This is a genomic window from Collinsella aerofaciens, assembly GCF_005844325.1.
Taxonomy (GTDB): Bacteria; Actinomycetota; Coriobacteriia; order Coriobacteriales; family Coriobacteriaceae; genus Collinsella; species Collinsella aerofaciens_G.
Window position 1 is genome coordinate 1 of record NZ_SPFY01000035.1, and the last position, 18569, is coordinate 18569.

At 60.0% G+C, this 18569-nt stretch carries 20 protein-coding genes; 1 reads left to right on the forward strand and 19 read right to left on the reverse strand.

The features are described from left to right. Nucleotides 1–75 precede the first annotated feature (75 nt). Together FGQ61_RS08750 and FGQ61_RS08755 are read right to left on the reverse strand one after the other, a co-directional pair. On the reverse strand, nucleotides 76–969 hold the full coding sequence (locus tag FGQ61_RS08750; protein WP_117821432.1) for a homocysteine S-methyltransferase family protein: 894 nt from the start codon (nucleotides 967–969) through the stop codon (nucleotides 76–78). Between the two features lie 10 nt (nucleotides 970–979). After that, the gene (locus tag FGQ61_RS08755; RefSeq protein WP_035138800.1) at nucleotides 980–1402 is read right to left on the reverse strand and encodes a metal-dependent transcriptional regulator; all 423 of its coding nucleotides are present in this window, start codon (nucleotides 1400–1402) and stop codon (nucleotides 980–982) included. 120 nt (nucleotides 1403–1522) lie between these two features. Between FGQ61_RS08755 and pepT the strand changes: the two genes are divergently transcribed. Next, the gene (pepT, locus tag FGQ61_RS08760; protein WP_138375262.1) at nucleotides 1523–2770 is read left to right on the forward strand and encodes a peptidase T; all 1248 of its coding nucleotides are present in this window, start codon (nucleotides 1523–1525) and stop codon (nucleotides 2768–2770) included. Nucleotides 2771–3023: 253 nt separating this feature from the next. Here the strand turns inward: pepT and FGQ61_RS08765 are convergent, their stop codons facing one another. The 17 genes from FGQ61_RS08765 to FGQ61_RS08845 all read right to left on the reverse strand — a co-directional run bounded on the left by FGQ61_RS08765 (nucleotide 3024) and on the right by FGQ61_RS08845 (nucleotide 18038). After that, nucleotides 3024–4259: an LCP family protein gene (locus FGQ61_RS08765; protein WP_138375263.1), complete on the reverse strand. Its 1236-nt coding sequence runs from the start codon at nucleotides 4257–4259 to the stop codon at nucleotides 3024–3026. A gap of 12 nt (nucleotides 4260–4271) precedes the next feature. After that, entirely contained in the window at nucleotides 4272–5555 is a 1284-nt protein-coding gene (murA, locus tag FGQ61_RS08770) for a UDP-N-acetylglucosamine 1-carboxyvinyltransferase (protein WP_138375264.1), read from the reverse strand. A gap of 88 nt (nucleotides 5556–5643) precedes the next feature. After that, on the reverse strand, nucleotides 5644–6036 hold the full coding sequence (gene atpC / locus FGQ61_RS08775) for an ATP synthase F1 subunit epsilon (RefSeq protein ID WP_006235718.1): 393 nt from the start codon (nucleotides 6034–6036) through the stop codon (nucleotides 5644–5646). A 3-nt stretch (nucleotides 6037–6039) separates the two neighbouring features. Then, complete coding sequence (gene atpD / locus FGQ61_RS08780) at nucleotides 6040–7494, reverse strand: F0F1 ATP synthase subunit beta (RefSeq protein ID WP_006235717.1); 1455 nt, start codon at nucleotides 7492–7494, stop codon at nucleotides 6040–6042. Continuing rightward, the gene (gene atpG, locus FGQ61_RS08785) at nucleotides 7494–8402 is read right to left on the reverse strand and encodes an ATP synthase F1 subunit gamma (RefSeq protein WP_138375265.1); all 909 of its coding nucleotides are present in this window, start codon (nucleotides 8400–8402) and stop codon (nucleotides 7494–7496) included. The genes atpD and atpG overlap by 1 nt, the downstream gene beginning before the upstream one ends. A gap of 5 nt (nucleotides 8403–8407) precedes the next feature. Beyond that, nucleotides 8408–10006 carry a F0F1 ATP synthase subunit alpha gene (atpA, locus tag FGQ61_RS08790; RefSeq protein WP_138375266.1) on the reverse strand — a complete coding sequence of 533 codons (1599 nt, stop codon included), beginning with the start codon at nucleotides 10004–10006 and terminating at the stop codon, nucleotides 8408–8410. Continuing rightward, nucleotides 10006–10482 (reverse strand): F0F1 ATP synthase subunit delta, encoded by a 477-nt coding sequence (locus FGQ61_RS08795; protein ID WP_035138792.1) that lies wholly within the window; start codon nucleotides 10480–10482, stop codon nucleotides 10006–10008. Before FGQ61_RS08795 ends, atpA begins: the two co-directional genes overlap by 1 nt. Beyond that, nucleotides 10472–11074, reverse strand: a complete 603-nt coding sequence (atpF, locus tag FGQ61_RS08800) for a F0F1 ATP synthase subunit B (protein ID WP_006235712.1) — start codon at nucleotides 11072–11074, stop codon at nucleotides 10472–10474. The genes FGQ61_RS08795 and atpF overlap by 11 nt, the downstream gene beginning before the upstream one ends. A 15-nt stretch (nucleotides 11075–11089) precedes the next feature. Continuing rightward, nucleotides 11090–11284 carry an ATP synthase subunit c family protein gene (locus tag FGQ61_RS08805; RefSeq protein ID WP_022094262.1) on the reverse strand — a complete coding sequence of 65 codons (195 nt, stop codon included), beginning with the start codon at nucleotides 11282–11284 and terminating at the stop codon, nucleotides 11090–11092. A gap of 125 nt (nucleotides 11285–11409) precedes the next feature. Next, entirely contained in the window at nucleotides 11410–12213 is an 804-nt protein-coding gene (gene atpB / locus FGQ61_RS08810; RefSeq protein WP_022094263.1) for a F0F1 ATP synthase subunit A, read from the reverse strand. 3 nt (nucleotides 12214–12216) lie between these two features. Then, on the reverse strand, nucleotides 12217–12528 hold the full coding sequence (locus FGQ61_RS08815) for a hypothetical protein (protein ID WP_138375267.1): 312 nt from the start codon (nucleotides 12526–12528) through the stop codon (nucleotides 12217–12219). Between the two features lie 281 nt (nucleotides 12529–12809). After that, a complete protein-coding gene (upp, locus tag FGQ61_RS08820) occupies nucleotides 12810–13457 on the reverse strand; it encodes a uracil phosphoribosyltransferase (RefSeq protein ID WP_022094265.1) in 648 nt (215 codons plus the stop codon). Nucleotides 13458–13580: 123 nt separating this feature from the next. Continuing rightward, entirely contained in the window at nucleotides 13581–15122 is a 1542-nt protein-coding gene (glpK, locus tag FGQ61_RS08825; RefSeq protein WP_052044221.1) for a glycerol kinase GlpK, read from the reverse strand. A 13-nt stretch (nucleotides 15123–15135) separates the two neighbouring features. Beyond that, nucleotides 15136–15879 (reverse strand): L-threonylcarbamoyladenylate synthase, encoded by a 744-nt coding sequence (locus FGQ61_RS08830; protein WP_138375268.1) that lies wholly within the window; start codon nucleotides 15877–15879, stop codon nucleotides 15136–15138. A 148-nt stretch (nucleotides 15880–16027) separates the two neighbouring features. Then, nucleotides 16028–16330, reverse strand: coding sequence for a helix-turn-helix domain-containing protein (locus tag FGQ61_RS08835; protein WP_006235701.1), 303 nt, complete (start codon nucleotides 16328–16330; stop codon nucleotides 16028–16030). Then, entirely contained in the window at nucleotides 16317–16712 is a 396-nt protein-coding gene (locus FGQ61_RS08840) for a type II toxin-antitoxin system RelE/ParE family toxin (protein WP_022094268.1), read from the reverse strand. The genes FGQ61_RS08835 and FGQ61_RS08840 overlap by 14 nt, the downstream gene beginning before the upstream one ends. Before the next feature lie 75 nt (nucleotides 16713–16787). After that, nucleotides 16788–18038: a N5-glutamine methyltransferase family protein gene (locus tag FGQ61_RS08845; RefSeq protein WP_138375269.1), complete on the reverse strand. Its 1251-nt coding sequence runs from the start codon at nucleotides 18036–18038 to the stop codon at nucleotides 16788–16790. Nucleotides 18039–18569 lie beyond the last annotated feature (531 nt).

Genomic DNA, 18569 nt, shown 5'->3' on the forward strand with positions numbered 1-18569 from the left:
CGACACGCATAAAAAGCCTCCCATTTCTCGTGTCCAAGAAATGGGAGGCAGTTCAGTATGGAGCGGTTTTGCCCTTTATATATCGAGCGCCTCGGCCATCGCGGCCGTAGTGATTGCCGTGGTTCCACAGCAACTGCCCACCATTGCGGCACCGGCATGTCTCCATTCGATGCATGCGCGCGCGAAAGCTTCGGGGTTCTCGTGCCATACGGGGCCATCCTGAGTCTGGACCGGATCGCCTACGTTGGGACGCACCGTGACGGGAGTAGTCGCCGATGCAACCATCCTGGGCACCGCCGCGTTCGCGGCCGCAAGCGAACAGCAATTAACACCAACCGAGTTTGCGCCGTGTTTTTCGGCGTACAAAACGGCCGCCTCGATGTTGAGGCCATCGCCCAACAGGTCGCCTTTATCGTCAACGACAAAACTCACCAGAACAGGCATGCCGTCGGCGGCATCTCGGGCGCCGGCAAGCATGGGCTGCAAATTACGGATAGACGTCACCGTCTCGATCAGCAGACCGTCAACGCCGGCATTGAGCAAGGCGTGCGCCTGTTCGCGCGCAATGCCTCGGATTTCACGATACTCGGCAGAGTCCTCGGCAAACCACTCAATACCGATCGGGCCCATCGAGCCCAGCAGCAGTTGCGGGTGCGCCTGGCGAGCATCGTCGACGGCCCCGCGATTGACCTCCGCCACGGACGGCGCAATCTGGTCGTGCTTGAGGGCATAGCTTGATGCCTGAAAGGTGTTGGTAATGAGCACCTGCGCGCCGGCAGCGACATACAAGCGATGGATACGAGAAACGGTCTGCGGCTCTGCCAGATTCCAAAACGCCGGTGGAATGTCGGCGGCATCGTACTCACTCAACAGAACACTGCCCATGGGGCCCTGCGCCAACAAGGTCTCGCTCGACAAGCGGCGCGCAAGTTCCTCGGCACCAAAGCGGTTGTAATAACTCGTATCCATATATATCCCGCTATTCCTCGACGCTGATTCCCTGCTTTTCGAGATAGGCGAGCCAGCGGTTCATCGTGTCCTCGGAAAGCGCATGCTCCATCATGCAGGCCTCGGAATCGGCTCGCTCAAATTCGACACCGAGCTCCTGAACCAAAAACGTGCGGATGAGGCGATGACGGTACCAGATAGCCGTACCAACCTCGCGGCCGCGATCGGTCAGGACTACCTTGCCGTAGTGCGATTGCTCGACAAGTTCGGATGCCTTGAGCGCCGAAACCGCTTTATTGACCGATGCCTTGGAGACGCCAAGGCGCTGCGCGATGTCGACCGATCGAACGCCGTTGGTTTCCCCCTCTTCGCTTTCAATGCGAACCATGCACTCCAAGTAGTCTTCGTTCGCCACCGTCAGATGTAGTTCGCGCGAGCTATTTGTCGTATCCATGATCTTCCGTCCCTTCTGCATTCAATGGCTGATTCTACCCCATCCAAGCGTCGCGGTATGCCGTGGCATACCGTGCTAGAGTTCTTGTTGCACACGACGACCAAGATTGGAGCGGTCTTTATGGAAAACACCACCACGAACCCCGATGTCCTCGAGCGCTTTTTGCGCTACGTCCAGATCAACACGCAGTCCGAGGATGCAAACTGCGACCAGGTACCCTCGAGCGCCGTTCAGTTTGACCTTGCCAACGTGCTGGCTGAAGAGCTGCGCGAGCTTGGTGCGGAAGATGCCCACGTGACCGAGCACGCCTATGTCTGCGCGCATATCCCCGCAAGTGCGGGCGCTGAGGATAAGCCCGCCCTGGGCCTGATCGCCCATCTCGACACCACCGAAGTTGCACCGGGCGCCGGCGTGAAGCCGCACATCGTACACCACGAAGGCGGCGACCTGGTCTGCGGCACGGTTGACGGTAAGCCCGTTGCCATGAGCACCGCCAAGCTTCCCGCCCTGAATGACCTCGCGGGTGAGGACCTGGTCTGCAGCGATGGCACCACGCTGCTGGGCGCGGACGACAAGGCAGGCGTCGCCGAGATCATGTCGCTTGTCGCGCGTATCGCTCAGGACCCTTCTCTGCCCCATCCTGCACTCGGCATTTGCTTCTGCCCTGACGAGGAAATCGGCCACGGAGCCGAGCTGTTGGATATCGATACCTTTGGCTGCAAGTACGCCTACACGGTCGACGGCGGCCCCATCGGCGAGCTGGAGTGGGAGTGCTTTAACGCCGCCGAGGCGACCGTCCGCTTTGAGGGCCAGTCCATCCACCCGGGCGACGCTAAGGGCCGTATGGTCAACGCAGGCAATCTGTTCTGCGACTTCAACGCGTTGCTCCCCTACGTGCAGCGCCCGGAGTATACGGAAGGCTACGAGGGCTTTTATCACCTTGAGGGTGTATCTGCGACCGTCGATCACGCCACAGCGCGCTATATCATCCGCGACCATGACGCCGCCAAGTTCCAGCAGAAACTCGACCTTATTGATGCCGCCGCCTCGATGCTCAACCAGCGTCTGGGTGAGGAGCGCGTGACAGTCGAGATTAAGCAGCAGTATCGAAATATGGCCGAGATCGTTCGTGACTATCCCGAGCTTATTGATGTTGCCAAGGAAGCCTACCTTGCCTGCGGCGTTGAGCCCCAAGTGCTGCCGATTCGCGGCGGCACCGACGGCGCCCAGCTGTCGTTCCGCGGTCTGCCCTGCCCCAACCTTTCCACCGGCGGCTATTGCTACCACGGCGTCAACGAGTTCGTCCCGGTTAGTTCGCTCGTCAAGATGACCGACGTGCTCCAGGAGCTCGTCGCCCGCTTTGCATAGGGAACTCGAACAATCCAGGTAAGCAAAACCGCCCCGTCCTCAAAACCGAGAACGGGGCGGTTTTTGGTGCAAGGGGAGTAGTCAGCACCGCAGGTTGAGCCAACGTCAGCGAGCGACGTCCAAGGCGAACAAGTTGGCATGAAAAAGGCAGGGCATTGACCTTCTGGTCATGTCCTGCCTTTTGAATGACAAATTGTCGCCTTGGGCGGCGCGCAGCGTCGAGCCGTTACGGCGTTTGGTAAAACGCCGTAACTTAGTAGTTGGCTTCGTAGCCGTTGCCGTCGCCGGTGGGCTCTTCGTAGTAGTCCGAATCGCTCGAATCGCTTGAGTCATCGGAATCGTCAGAGCTGACCGATGAGGTTGCGGTACCGTTTGCGTAGTCGTCAGACGTGTTGTTGTTCAGGTCGCCGATCGTAGAGCTGGAACCGTCGGAAAGACCCATGGTGTTGGGACCCTTGGGATCCTTGCCGGCATCGACACGCTCCATCATTTCCTTGAGCTCGTCCTCGTAGACAAAGACGTAGCTCACACCGTCGATCATGGTGCTGTCGTCGGCATACGAGGGCAGGTTGGCCGAGTAGATGCCGTCGACATCCATACCGCGCATGGCATTGACCGTAGCCACGATATCCTGAACGCTCATATCGGTCACGAGCATATCGGACAGCGAATTAACCAGGCCAAAGATCTTCGTGGCATCGAAGTTATTGAGAATCTGGTTGGCAAGGGCGCCAAGCACCTGACGCTGGTGGCGCATGCGCGTGTAGTCGCCGTCGGCATAGATGTAGCGGCAGCGGGCATAGGTAAGGGCGGTGGCGCCGTCCATATGCTGCTGACCAGCGGTAATCTTAATATCCAGGTGCTCGGGGTCGTCAACATCATCGGTTGCGTTAATGTCGATACCGCCAACCGAATCAATCAGCGCCTGCATACCGTCGAAGCTGACCTCGGCATAGTGGGAAATCTGAACACCGCACAGCTCGTTGACCGCCTCGACCATGGCCTCGGCGCCGCCAACGGTATGGCAGGCGTTGATCTTCATGGTCTCGCCCTTGTACTCGACCTTGGTGTCGCGCGGAACGGAAATGAGCGTCGCCTGCTTTTGCGTGGGGTCGATGCGTGCCAGGATAATCGAGTCGGCACGATACGTATCCTCGCCCGGACGGCCGTCGGTGCCAAGAAGCAGCACGTAGAACGGATCCTTTGCCTCATCGGTGTCAACCAGAACCCGACGCAGATTGTCGGTAATGACATTAGAATCGCCGAGCTTGCCCATAATGGTGGCAAACCACAGGCCGGCAGCGGTAGTGGCACTCAGCAGCACGCCAAGCACGACAATGAGCGCGACGTGACGAATCGTGTGGCTACGACGACGTTGGCGAGCGCGCTCGGAATAGCGAGCCACGTTATCGCGACTGTAGATCTTGGCCTGCGCACCAGTTGAGGGTCTTCGGGTGGCGGTATCCGCGAGGGGCTTTTTATTAAACATAGGCAACCTGTATTAGTAGATGACGGGATCGGGGACGGTAGCATGCTCGACATGCGCGCCGAGCGCCTGCAGCTTTTCGACAAACTGCTCGTAGCCGCGCTTGATGTGATGAATGGCCGAAACCTCGGTCGTCCCGTCGGCGATCAAGCCCGCTACGACGAGGGCCGCTCCGCCACGCAGATCGGGCGAGGTAACCTGTGCACCCGAGAAGCCCTTGACGCCATGAATCATGGCGTGATGGCTCTCGATACGAATGTCGGCACCCATGCGCACCAGCTCAGAGGCAAACATAAAGCGATTCTCGAAGATGTTTTCGGTAATAACGGAACTGCCATCGGCAAGGGCGGAGAGTACCATAATCTGCGCCTGCATGTCGGTCGGGAAACCGGGGAACGGAAGCGTCTGGATATCGACCGGCTTGATACGCTCGGCACGGTTCACATGGACGCCGTCGTCGGTACGCTCGCAGTCGATACCCATGAGCTCCATCTTCTTGAGCACCATGCCCAAGTGAATGGGGCAAAAGCCCATGACATCGACACCGCGATCGTCGGCCATCAACGCACCGGCAACGATAAAGGTACCGGCCTCGATGCGGTCGCCCACTACGCGATGGGTAACAGGATGCAGTTCTTCCACGCCCTCGATGGTCACGACGGGCGTACCCGCGCCGACAATCTTGGCGCCCATCTCGTTGAGCATGTTGGCGAGATCGACGATCTCGGGCTCGCGGGCGGCATTGTCGATAACCGTGGTGCCCTGCGCGCGCACGGATGCCATGATGAGGTTCTCGGTCGCACCGACGCTGGCGAACTCGAGCGTGACGGTGGTACCGCGCAGACCTTGGGGCGCATTAGCGTTGATGTAGCCGTGGGCGGTATCGAACTCAACGCCCAGGGCCTCAAGACCAAGAATGTGCATATCGATCTTGCGAGCACCCAGGTTGCAGCCGCCCGGCATGGCGATCTTGGCGCGATGGAAGCGACCCAGCAGGGGTCCCATCACGGCGGTGGAAGCACGCATCTTGGCAACGAGCTCGTAGGGGGCCTCCCAAGAATCGACCTGAGAGGTATCAATCTCGAGCGTGTGCTCGTCAAGGACATCGATTGTGGCGCCCATACCCTTGAGCACCTTGCCCATCACGTGGACATCGGAAATATCGGGCACGTTCTGCAGCGTCGTCTTGCCCGGCGCCAGAAGCGTTGCCGCCATGAGTTTGAGCGCGGAGTTCTTGGCGCCCGAAACGGGCACAGAGCCTCCGATGGCGTGGCCACCCTCAACGCGGATAATATCCAAGGTCTACCCTTTCAAAAAGCATGCCCGGGATGGCTGGGCCATCCCGGGCATGATGTGTTCGCAAATGGTCGAACGCTAAATCGTTTGACTATTGGGCAAGCTTGAGCTTACACCATGCGATTTCATTATAGAGGTAGGCGCGGCGTGCATCATCCTCCGACAAATTACCCAGCTTCTCTTCAAAACCTTGAATATCAGCTTTAAGCTTGTCGGCATCGACGGTCGCCAAATCGCAAGCGCGCTCGGCGAGAACGGTCACGACATCGTCCGCAACCTGGGCATAGCCGCCGGCCACGGCAAACGTGTGGTCGACAGTGCCCATGGCCTTATCGGAAACGCGAACGTAACCGCGGTCGATCGTGCAGATCTCGCTGGAGTGAGCAGGCAGAACGCCAAACTCGCCATCCGTGGACGGAATCGACACAAACGCAGCGTCGCCCTCATAGGCGCAGCTCACGGGGCACACGATGCGGATACGCATAACCTACTTCTCCCCCATCTTGCGGGCGCGCTCGCGCACGTCCTCAATCGTGGAAGCATAGCGGAAAGCCTGCTCGGGCAGGTCATCGGCCTTGCCGTCGACAATCTCGGCGAAGGAGCGGACGGTATCCTCGACGCGGACGTAGACACCGGGGTTGCCGGTGAACTTCTCGGCGACGTGGAAGGACTGCGAGAGGAACTGCTGGATCTTACGGGCACGGTTGACCGTAAGGCGCTGCTCCTCGGACAGCTCGTCCATACCCAGGATGGCGATGATGTCCTGAAGGTCGGAGTACTCCTGCAGGAGCTCCTGGACCTTGACGGCGACACGGTAGTGCTCCTCGCCGACGATCGAGGGATCGAGAGCGTCGGAGGAAGACGCGAGCGGGTCGATAGCCGGGAACAGGCCGAGCGACGAAATACTACGCGAAAGAACCGTGGTGGCATCGAGGTGCGTAAACGTCGTGGCAGGCGCCGGGTCGGTCAGGTCGTCTGCGGGGACGTAGACAGCCTGGACGGAGGTAATGGAGCCCGTCTTGGTCGAGGTAATGCGCTCCTGGAGGTCGCCCATCTCGGTTGCCAGCGTGGGCTGGTAACCAACGGCGGACGGCATACGGCCCAGCAGTGCGGAAACCTCGGAACCTGCCTGGGAGAAGCGGAAGATGTTGTCAATGAACAGCAGGACGTCCTGGCCACGATCACGGAAATACTCAGCGGTGGTAAGGCCGGCCAGACCGATGCGCAGACGCGCTCCGGGCGGCTCGTTCATCTGACCATAGACCAAGCAGGTCTTGTCGATAACGCCAGACTCGCTCATCTCGAGGAACAGGTCGGTGCCCTCGCGGGTACGCTCGCCGACGCCGGTGAACACCGAGGTGCCGCCGTGCTCCTGGGCGAGGTTGTTGATGAGCTCCTGAATCAGAACGGTCTTGCCGACGCCGGCGCCGCCGAACAGGCCTGTCTTGCCGCCACGGATGTAGGGCTCGAGCAGGTCGACGGCCTTGATGCCGGTCTCGAAGATCTCGGTCTTGGTGGTGAGCTCGTCGAAACGGGGCGCTGCATGGTGGATGGGGTAGAACTCCTCCACCTCGGGCATGGGCTTGCCGTCGACGGGCTTGCCCATGACATTCCAAATGCGGCCGAGCGTCTTGGGGCCGACCGGCATCTTCATGGGCTCACCGGTATCGGTGGCGATGAGGCCGCGCTGCAGGCCGTCGGTCGAGGACATGGCGACCGTGCGGACGACGCCGCCCGGAAGCTGGCTCTCGACCTCGAGGATCGTGCTCAGATGACCGATCGGGGTCTCGGCCTCGACCGTGAGCGCGTTGTAGATCGGGGGCACCGCGCCGTCAAACTTGACGTCGACGACAGGGCCGATGATACGAACGATGCGACCATCACCGGCAGTCGTCTTCTTGGTGGCTTCCTCGACCGCAAGCTTTACGGTGTTATTAGCCATTACTGTTCCTCCAATGCTGAGGCTCCGCCGACGATCTCGTTAATCTCGGTCGTGATCGAAGCCTGACGCACGCGACTATACGTGCGGGTAAGGGTCGAGATGATCGCGGTGGCGTTTTCCGTCGCGGAGTGCATGGCCTTGCGGCGTGCACCCTGCTCGGCAGCCGCCGAATCGATCAGGGCCTGGTAGATGACCGTCAGGATATACGACGGTACAAGCTTGCCGAGAACATGCTCGGGAGAGGGCACGAACTCGAACGTGGACGAGATGCGCTTAGGGGCGTCGGTCTCGTTCTTACGCGGACCGTGGGCCATAGCGATCATCTCGGGATCGAGCGGCAGCAAGTGCTCGACGCGAAGCTCCTGATCCACGCGGTTCTTGGCGTGGTGGTAGACAAGCTCGACACGGTCAAGCTCACCGGCACGATACGCATCGCAGATATGAGAGGAAATCATGCGAGCCTGATTGAAATCGGGCTCGGAGGAATTGCCCTCAAAGTGCATGATGACGTTCGCGCGGTCGCGGAAATACGTGGCCGGCTTGCGTCCGCACGCAATGATCTCGCACTCGATGCTATTGTTCGCCCAAGAAGCGGCGAGCTTTTCGGCCGTGCGCTCCACCGTCGTATTGAAACCGCCGGCAAGGCCGCGGTCCGAAGCAATGACGACAATCAGGCCGCGCTTTACCGTCTCATGCCTCTGCAGCATGGGGTCGGTACCCGAGCAGGAGGCGTCGCCGGCAACCGTCAACATGACGTCGGTCAGCGCCTCCTTATAGGGCTCGGCCTGCTTGGAGCGATCGAGGGCACGACGAATCTTGGCCGTAGAGACCATTTCCATCGTGCGCGTGATCTGCTTGGTCGTGGTAACCGAGGAGATTCGCTTCTTAATGTCGCGAAGGTTGGCCATAGGGCTTAGTTCTCCTCTGATCCAGTCGTATCGGCATGGTGCTTTGCCATGAACTGCTGCTTAAAGTCGCCGATGACGCGCAGGAGCTCAGCCTTGGTGTCATCGTCGATCTTCTTGGCGCGAACCTTGTCGAGCAACGAGCCAAAACCGTTGTCCATGTACTCGATGAGCTCGGCACGGAAGGGAAGCACGTCGGCGATCTCGAGATCGTCGAGGAAGCCCTCGTTGCCGGCAAACAGCGTAACGATCTGCTCGGAAACCTCAAACGGCTTGTAGCGCGGCTGCTTAAGGAGCTCGGTCATGCGAGCGCCGTGGGTAAGCTGCTTCTGCGTAGCCTCGTCAAGGTCGGAGCCGAACTGCGTAAAGCCGGCGAGCTCCTGATATGAAGCGAGGTCCAGGCGAAGGTTGCCGGCAACCTGCTTCATGGCCTTGGTCTGAGCGTCACCACCGACGCGGGACACGGAGATACCCACGTCGACTGCCGGGCGCTGGCCCTGGAAGAAGAGCTCGGACTGCAGGTAAATCTGACCATCGGTAATGGAAATGACGTTTGTCGGAATGTAGGCCGAAACGTCGCCATCCTGGGTCTCGATAATCGGCAGGGCCGTCATGGAGCCGTAACCGTTCTTCTTGGACATCTTGACGGCACGCTCGAGCAGACGAGAGTGCAGGTAGAAGATGTCGCCAGGATAGGCCTCGCGTCCGGGCGGACGATGCAGCGTCAGCGACATCTGACGGTAAGCCACGGCCTGCTTGGACAGGTCATCGTAGATGACAAGCACGTGACCGCCGGGGTTGGTCTCGCTGGCGGGCTTACCGTCCTCGCCGTTGTACATGAAGAACTCGCCGATAGCGGCACCGGCCATAGGCGCGATGTACTGCATAGGGGCAGAATCAGCAGCGGTTGCCGAAACGATGATGGTGTAGTCGAGCGCACCGTGCTGAGCGAGGGTCTCGCGGATGTTAGCAACCGTGGAGGCCTTCTGGCCGATGGCGACATAGATGCAGACCATGCCCTTGCCGCGCTGATTGAGGATAGCGTCGATGGCAATGGCGGTCTTACCGGTCTTACGGTCGCCGATGATAAGCTCGCGCTGGCCGCGGCCGATAGGCACCATGGAGTCGATAGCCAATAGGCCGGTCTGGACCGGCTCGCACACCGGGGTACGGTCGATGACGCCGGGGGCCTTGAACTCGATGGGACGACGGTGCGTGGCGACAATGTCACCCAAACCGTCGATGGGCTGGCCGAGCGGATTGACGACGCGGCCGAGCATTGCACGGCTCACGGGAATATCCATAATGCGGCCAGTGGTGCGGCACTCGTCGCCTTCCTTGATGGAGTCGACGGCACCAAACAGAACGGCGCCGACCTCGTCACGGTCAAGGTTCTGGGCGAGGCCGAATACGGTCTCACCGGTATCGGAGCTCTTGAACTCCAGAAGCTCGCCTGCCATGGCACTCTTGAGGCCGGAGACGCGCGCGATGCCGTCGCCTACCTCGTCGACCGTTGAAACCTCATGCGTATCGACCGTCGCGGAGAGGCTCGTGAGCTGCTCCTGCAGTTTCTTGGCGATATCCTGGGCATTGAGGGTTTCGGACATTAGGCTTCACCTCCGTACGAATTAGCAGAGTTTGCGAGGGTCTCCTGCGCGATGCGCAGCTGCGTCTTGACGGAGATGTCACGACGCTCGCCGCGGGCCTCGAGCACCAGGCCGCCCACGATAGACGGGTCGACCTGCTCGATAAGGAATACCTTGCGGCCGAAGTCCTGCTCGCATTTCTTAGTGATGGTTTGACGCAGCTCGTCGTCGAGCGGGATCGCCGTGGTGACGGTCACGCCCACTACATCCTCGTCTTCCTCGGCAACATACTTAAAGGCAGCTGCCACCTTGGGAAGAAGGTCGAGCTGGTCGCGCTTGGACATGGTGTCGAGCACGGCGATGATCTCGGGGCTGGCAGAAGCCAAGCGCTCGACCATCTCGAGGTCCTCGAACACATGGTTCTCGGCCTTGGCGGCTTCCAAAAGGGAACGCGCGTAGGTCTCGAGCACCTTGTCCTGATAGCGGCTAGTCGGCATTCAGGCTACCTGCTTCCTGGATGTAGCGCTCGATGAGCTTCTTCTGCTCGGCATCGTCCTCGAGTGCCTCGCCCACGATCTTGGTGGCGACGGCAACGGACAGGTCGGCGATGGAGCTCGCGGCACCGGCGTAGATGGACTTGCGCTCGTCCTCGACGGTCGTATGGGCCTTGGCGATGATCTCCTCGGCCTCCTTGTGAGCAGCCTCGATGATACGGGCGCGCTCGGACTCGGCGTCCTTACGGGCCTCGAGAACGATGTCGGCAGCCTGACGACGGGCGTCGGTGACGATCGAGTCGGACTCAGCGCGCTTGGCGATAGCCTCCTGCTTGGTCTTCTCGGCCTCGTCGAGGCTCTCCTCGATCTTCTTGCCGCGCTCCTCCATGGTTTTCATGATGCCCGGCAGGGCGACCTTGGCCAGCACGATCCAGATGATCAGGAAGGCGATAAGTGCCGGGATGAACTCCGCCATCTTAGGGATGAGGATGTCCGCACCGGCAGCGCCGTCCTCGGCGAACGCGGAAACCGGCATGAGCAGCGCGGCCGCGGACGCGGAGAGTGCGATCGCGCTCTTCTGGGATGAAAGATTCATACTTGACGCTCCGTGCTATTTAACGATCAGCGCGACAACGAAGCCGATCAGAGCCAGAGCCTCGCCGAAGGCGGAGCCCATGATGAAGACGGTGAACACGCGGCCCTGGACCTCAGGCTGACGGGCCATAGCACCCGTAGCACCCAGAGCAGACAGGCCGATAGCAAGACCAGCGCCGATAACACCGAGACCGTAACCGATAACTCCCACGATTCCTCCTTTGTCGTGCGTGTCTTATTTCACGCAGGATAACCTTATTTATAACTGCCGGGCTCCATGGGTACGGGCACCAGCGGTTTAACGAATTGCCTTACCTTTAAGGCGCGAACGGAAGACTACTCCTCCTCCGCAACCTCCTCTGCCTCGGAGACATACACGGCGGTAAGGACCGTGAAGACATAAGCCTGGATGGCGCCGACTACAAGCTCGATCGCATAGATCAGGATGAGGATGGCAAGCCAGGCCAGCGAAGGCAGGGCGCCGACGGCGTGAGCCGCGGAAACCTGCTGAAGCAGCGGCTGCATGAACATGCTCGCCATGATGGCGAACGAGCCCATGACCACGTGTCCTGCGAACATGTTGCAGAACAGACGGACGGCAAGCGTGATGAGGCGCAGGAAGGTCGAGAAAAGCTCGACGACCCACACAAGCACGTTCATCGGGAAGCTCACGCCCTGCGGGGCGAGGCTCTTGATGTAGCCGATCACGCCGTGAGCCTTGCATCCGTAGTAGATGAAGTACACGAAGGCGAAGATGGCGAGCGCGGCGGTGGAGCCGATTGCGCCGGTGCCGGGCTTCATTCCCGGAATCAGGCCAATCATGTTATTGATCAGGATGAACAGGAAAAGCGAGCACAGGAACGGGAAGTGCTTCTTCCAGTTCTCACCCACGACGCCCTTGCCGATATCGTTCTCGACGTACTCGATGATGTACTCGAAACCGTTGACGAAGAAGCCCTTGGGAACCAGGGTCTGCTTCTTCTTGAACACGGCCAGGACGATCAGGAGCACGATCGTGGAGACGATCAGCCAAAACGAGTACTGCGTGATGCCGCAGCTCAGATCGCCCACGACAGGGGTGGAGCTGAACTCGCTGACCAGATGATTAATCTCATCAGGCAGCTTTTCAAAAATTTCCACGACTTACCTTTCGACCTCATGAGGATCTCGCAGCACCTTGGCGACGCGAACCGCGCAGGCGGCCATAAAGGCCACGAAGCCGATCGCCTCGCCCAGGAGGAACATGCGAAACGCCTCTCCGAACAACGCAAACACAACCAAGGTAAAGACGAGCAGGGCGATTGCCGAGACCGCCAGGCTCACCATACCCTTGAGCATGTCCGCATTCTGTTTATCGTCAAGAACCGGCTTGAGCGTAAAAACAAAGGGAAGAAAGGCGACCGCGCCCGCGATGGCGCCTGCAACGATAGCGAGCAGATCGGCTATCTGAAACACTGGCGTCCTCACTTTCTTTTTTTAACGCTTCCCAGAACAGTTCCCGCCAAACATTGGTGACTATTGTACGAGCCAATCGCTAAAGTACAACCGAAAAAGCATCGGTTAATACGCACCTGTTCGTTTTCTTAAGACCTTCTTTATGCCGCAGGTAGGTAATACGTTTTTCTCGAACCCCTCTGGGCTAAACGTCCGTTAACAGGAGTGCGCGCGGTCGCCTTTTGTTCGACCGCGCGCACCGTTTCTTCGTATTTGCAGCCGCGGCCGTCTTAGCCCAGCGACTAGAGCGTGCCGAAGATGCGGTCGCCGGCGTCGCCGAGGCCGGGAACGATGTAGGCGGCCTCGTTGAGATGGTCGTCGATAGCGCAGGTATAGATATGCACGTCGGGATCCTTCTCGGTCAGTGACTTGAGGCCCTCGGGGGCCGCGACGATGCACAGCATGCGAATGTCCTTGACGCCGCGCTCGCGCAGATAGCTGATGGCCATCTCGGCCGAGCCGCCCGTGGCGAGCATAGGGTCGACGACCAGACAGATACGCTGGTCGATATCCTTGGGCATCTTGCAGTAATACTCGTGAGGTTCATGGGTAACCTCGTCGCGCTCCATGCCGATGTGGCCCACGCGAGCGGAGGGCACCAGGTCGAGGATACCGTCGACCATGCCAAGGCCCGCACGCAGGATGGGCACGATGGCGAGTTTCTTGCCGGCAAGCTGTTTGAACGTGGCAGTAGTGATGGGGGTCTCGACCTCGACGTCTTCCATAGGCAGGTCGCGCATGGCCTCGTAGCCGTCAAAAAGCGCGAGTTCGCGCACGAGCTGACGGAACTGGTTGGTGCCGGTGTTTTTGTCGCGCAGGATCGACAGCTTGTGCTGGACGAGCGGATGATCGACAAGCGTCACACGGGACGCATCGTAGGTGACGGTCATGGGTTGATTGCCCCTTTCGTTGCAGCCGCAAAACGGCCTTGCTGACAAGGCGCGCAGCAATGTTGCCGCCGCACGCCATGCATAAGTTTAGCGGTTTGTTGTATCGAGCAGCCCATCGCAGCCCTACTGTGCGGTACTGAGCGAGCGCTTGACTGCATCACGCCAGCCCGCAAGGTTTTGCTCGCGACGCTCGGCGGACATATGGGGAAGGAAGGTCCTAACGATCTGGGCATTTTGCTCCAGCTCTTCAAGGTCTTCCCAATAGCCGACGGCAAGACCCGCCAAGTACGCGGCACCGATTGCCGTGGTCTCCACCGTCTCGCATTGCAGCACGGGGATATCCAGCAGGTCGGCCTGGAATTGCATGATGAACTCGTTGCGCGAGGCACCGCCATCGACAGACAGGCGCTCAATCGAAAGCCCCACGTCCTGCTCCATGGCGCGCAGCACGTCGTAGCTCTGATATGCCATGGATTCGCAGGCGGCACGTACGATGGTCGCACGGCTCGAGGCGCCGGTCAGACCGCACACGATACCGCGGGCATGCGGGTCCCACCAGGGAGCACCCAAACCTGCAAAGGCGGGAACGAAGTAGCAGCCCTCGTTGTCGCTAATCGAAGCGGCGAGTTGTGCCGACTCGCTCACACTCGAGATGATGCCCATGTTGTTGCGAAGCCAGTTCATCGTTGAACCGGCGGCAAAAATAGAGCCCTCGAGCGCATAGCTGACTTTGCCGTCCGCAGCGATACCGATGGTGGAGACCAGGCCATTCTTGGATTCGACGATCTCGTCACCGGTGTTCATGAGCATAAAGCAGCCCGTGCCATAGGTGTTTTTGGTCTGGCCGGGATAGAAGCAGCAGTGGCCGAACAGCGATGCCTGCTGGTCGCCCGCCACGCCCATGATGGGCGGCATGTTGGTCATGATGTCGCTCGCGACGCGGCCGTAGTCGCCCGAGCTCCAGCGAACCTCGGGCATCATGGAACGTGGAACGTCAAAGAGCGCCAGCAGGTCGTCGTCCCAATCGAGCGTATGGATATTAAAGAGTGCCGTGCGGCTGGCATTGGTGTAGTCGGTGGCAAAGACCTGGCCGCCGGTGAGGTTGTAGATGAGCCAGGTGTCGATGGTGCCAAACATGAGGTCGCCCGCCGCCGCGCTCTCGCGTGCGCCGTCGACGTTGTCGAGAATCCACTGCACCTTGGAGGCCGAGAAATACGGGTCAAGCGTAAGTCCCGTGCGGGAGCGCACCAGCTCCTCGCAACCCTGTTCAACCAACGCGTCGATCGCCGGCGCGGTACGACGGCACTGCCATACGATGGCGTTATAGATGGGCTGGCCGCTCACGCGGTCCCAGACCACCGTGGTCTCGCGCTGGTTGGAGATGCCGATGGCGGCGATGCGATCGGAATGGATGCCGCTCTTAAACTGAACCTCCATCATCACGCCGATCTGGCTGGCAAGCACCTCCGTGGGATCCTGCTCCACCCAGCCGGGGCGCGGGAAGCTGGTTTTGACGCTACGACGCGCCTGGGCAACGATGCAGCCGTATTCGTCGACAATGGCCGCGAGTACCGAGGTAGTGCCGCAGTCGAGCGCCATGATGTAGGAACCGCCAAAGTTAAACGAGGCATCTTCCATGCCCAGGCTGCCCAGATTCAACGACATCGCTTACACCTTTCTATTGCATCGGGTCGGACAGGACCCGTTCGATCTCTGATGCGGGAAGTGCGCCTTGGCGCAGGATCTGGAGCCCGCCGCGCTGGAACGACACGATGGTCGAGGCGTCGCGACACGGGGTCTCGCCGGCGTCGACGGCAACATCGACCCCCTCCAGGATGCGACCTTCGACGGCGGCAAAGCTTGCCGGCGAGGGCGCGCCGTGTGTGTTGGCGCTCGTGCAGGCAAGGGGACTGCCGCAGGCGCGGATGAGCGCTTGGACCACGGGAGAGGCCGAAGCGCGCAGGGCCACGGTGTCGTCGGCAGCACGCATAAAGGTCGGCACGCAGGGAGCCGCCTTGACCACGATAGTCAGGGCTCCCGGCCAGCATCGTCGCGCAAGTACGCGGGCATCTTCCGGGATATCCACGCCATAGCGGTCGAGCGCCTCGACGCCATCGACCAGCCAGGCGACCGTTTGGGTGAGTTCACGTTGCTTGAGAGTGAAGATGCGTCGATAGCCGGTGCCGAGCGCAGGGACTGCGGCACCGTTGACGGCAGCCTGCGGATCGCGCGGCCACGATGGGAATTCGCTTGTATCTTGGGGCACGGCGTCCGAGAAGGCGTTGACTGCCACGGCGACACCGTAGACGGTCTCGGTCGGAATCAAGGCCAGGCCGCCGCGGCCGAGCACCTCGGCTGTGCGCTCGACGGCAAGCCGATGCGGCTCGCGCGTTCCCTCGTATACCCGATAGACCGTCTGCATGTGTATGCCAGCCCCTTACGCTCTGGTGAAAGTTTGTTTACTGAGGGGCATTCTCGCACGAAACGTTCAACCTATTTGGCCAGAGTGCATGTTGGTTTGGTGAGCGGCTCTAGTAGTCGGTGAAAGTGAGGGGGTTAATTGAAGATTTTTAGCGCGCAAGCGTAACGGTACGATCGGGAAACTCGATGCTTGCAACCAGTTTTCCGCCGAGGCTCTCTGCGTACCTGCTCAGCGTGTCGAGCCTCATCGAACCCAACTCCCCACGCTCGAGCTCGGATACACGTTTTTGAGAAACGCCCATCGACTGGGCGACCGACGCCTGTGTTAGATCTTTTAACCTGCGAATCTGAGCAAGCTTATAGGCTTCGATACGATCGCGAGTCCTCTCCTGCTCGGCGGTAATGGAGTCGCGTGTTATCCCGCGAGATTCCATATACTCATGCAGTTCCATCTCGATCGAGCCTCCTTACGTGGCGACGGTATATTTGCTCGGCCCTTGGAATGTTGATCGCATACCAACCGTTCCATTTTGCCCTTGACGATCCCGCTCGCGACTTATCACCCGCCAATAGCAATACCGCCTGGCGCTTGGGGTCAAAGGCGAAGAGGATGCGAATCACCTGCCCACCACACGACGTCACTCTCAGCTCCTTTAAATGATGAAGCTTCGAGCCCTTTACGCGGTCAACCAGCGGACGACCAAGGCTGGGACCTTCCTTCTCGAGCACCAAAAGGTCTGCATAAATCTGCTTCAGCGTAGCTTCATCCTGCTCATCAAGCCAAGGTTCAATGTAATCAAGCACGATACGGTACCGATGCAGCTGATTTGACATACCTTTCTCCTTCTATAGTAGAAGTTTTACGGTATATTGCAAGGACAAACTTGCGCAAATGTCTATTAATTCAGCTTAAATACGCTGTTTGGGCTCGGTGACGATGGCTCGGACGATGCGGGGGCGATCGGTGAGGTCATGGACGATACGCACGTCCGAAAGGCCTGCCTGGCGACAGAGCTCGGCCGCGGCATCGAGGGCACCCTCGTAGAGCTCGCAGGCAAACAGGCCGCCGGCGCGCAGCATGTAAGGCGCCGCATTGAGCAGGCGGCGGAAAATATCGAGGCCGTCGGCGCCGCCCTCGAGCGCCAGGTCGGGCTCAAAGTCCTTGACCTCGTGCGGCAGCGAGCGCATGACGTCGGTCGGGATGTAAGGCGGGTTGGAGACGAGCACATCAAAGGTGCCCCACTCTTCGCGGGGAATGGAACTCACCAGGTTGGTGAGGCTAAAGGCAACCTCATCTGCCGTGAGGCCGAGGGCGTCGCGGTTTTTGGTGGCCAGATCGATGGCGCGCGGCTCGATATCGGTGGCGGTGCAGGTAACGTGGCCGCGGCGCTCCCAGGCAAGGGAGAGCGAAATGCAGCCCGTGCCGCAGCCGACCTCGAGAACGCGGGCAGTGCAGGGCTCGGTTGGGGCAGGCGCAGCGGCATCCTGAGCTGAAGCCGTCTCCTGGCCGGCACCCTCGATGGCGATGCCGTATTCGTCGAGCTCGGGCTCGGCGGCTTCCGCGGCGTCGGCTTCTGCTGCCTGCGCGGCAGCTTCCTCGGCCTCGCGGTCGGCCAGCTCCTCGGCATAGGCACGGCTGCCCAGCACGTCGCTGCCTAGCGCCGCCTCATCGGCGGCCGTCAGGTTAGCGGCACGGCGCTCGACAGTCGCGCGCTCGTCGGCCAGCGCCGCCTCGGATTTGCGGGCCTCTTCGACCTCATCGTTCCAAGGCAGCTCAACACGCTGACGGGCAGCAGCCTCGGGGCTCAGCACCTCGGCATCCAGATAATTGAGGACTTCCTCGACGAGCATCTCGGTCTCGGGGCGCGGAATGAGCACACCGGGGGCGCACGCGACGTCGATCATGCGAAACTGCGTGCTGCCGGTGATGTATTGCAGCGGCTCGCCCTTAGCACGGCGGACAACGGCCGCATGCATGGTCTCGAGCTGGGCCGCGTTAAGCGTCTCGTCCATACGCATATATAGGTCAATGCGCGCCAGGCCCGTGGCGGCGCACAGCAGCCACTCGGCAGAAAGACGGGGGTGCTCCTCGCCGCGCTCGGCCAGGTACTCCTTGGTCCACTCGAGACAACGCTTGATGGTCCAAATCTCGTTTGCCATGGGGCCCTCCCCTCTTAAGCGCCGGACGGCGCGCGAATGTCGGAGCAGATTGTACGCGAGGCCAGCGCTTGGCAAGGGACGATTGAAGGCGATTATCGAGAATCAGCCCAGAATTTTGCACCGGGCTTGCTCAAAGTGCTCATTCGTCGACGTCTAAATCTGCATTCGTCAAGCTTTTGGCAAGGTTGACCCAAAACTGGCCAATATCTAACCAAGAACTTGCCACATCGCTTGACGCACGACCCATCAAAAATCGCCCCGCGACTTCTCGGACGCTTTTTCGAGCAATATTTTCGATAGCAGATATATGCCGTCAATTACCTTAAGCAGGTAAGCAGCTCAAATGACATCACAGCCGACTGAATAAAATATCAAGGCAATGTCACCAATGACTGCCCTACGGATCATTTGACAACCAAGGAAACGCCGATGTTTTGGCAATGCCAGCGAGCGACGTCCAGAGCGAACAAGTTGGCATCAGAACCACCCTTAAAAAGGGTGGTTTGCTCTTAGGGTATAACCCACGGGCCC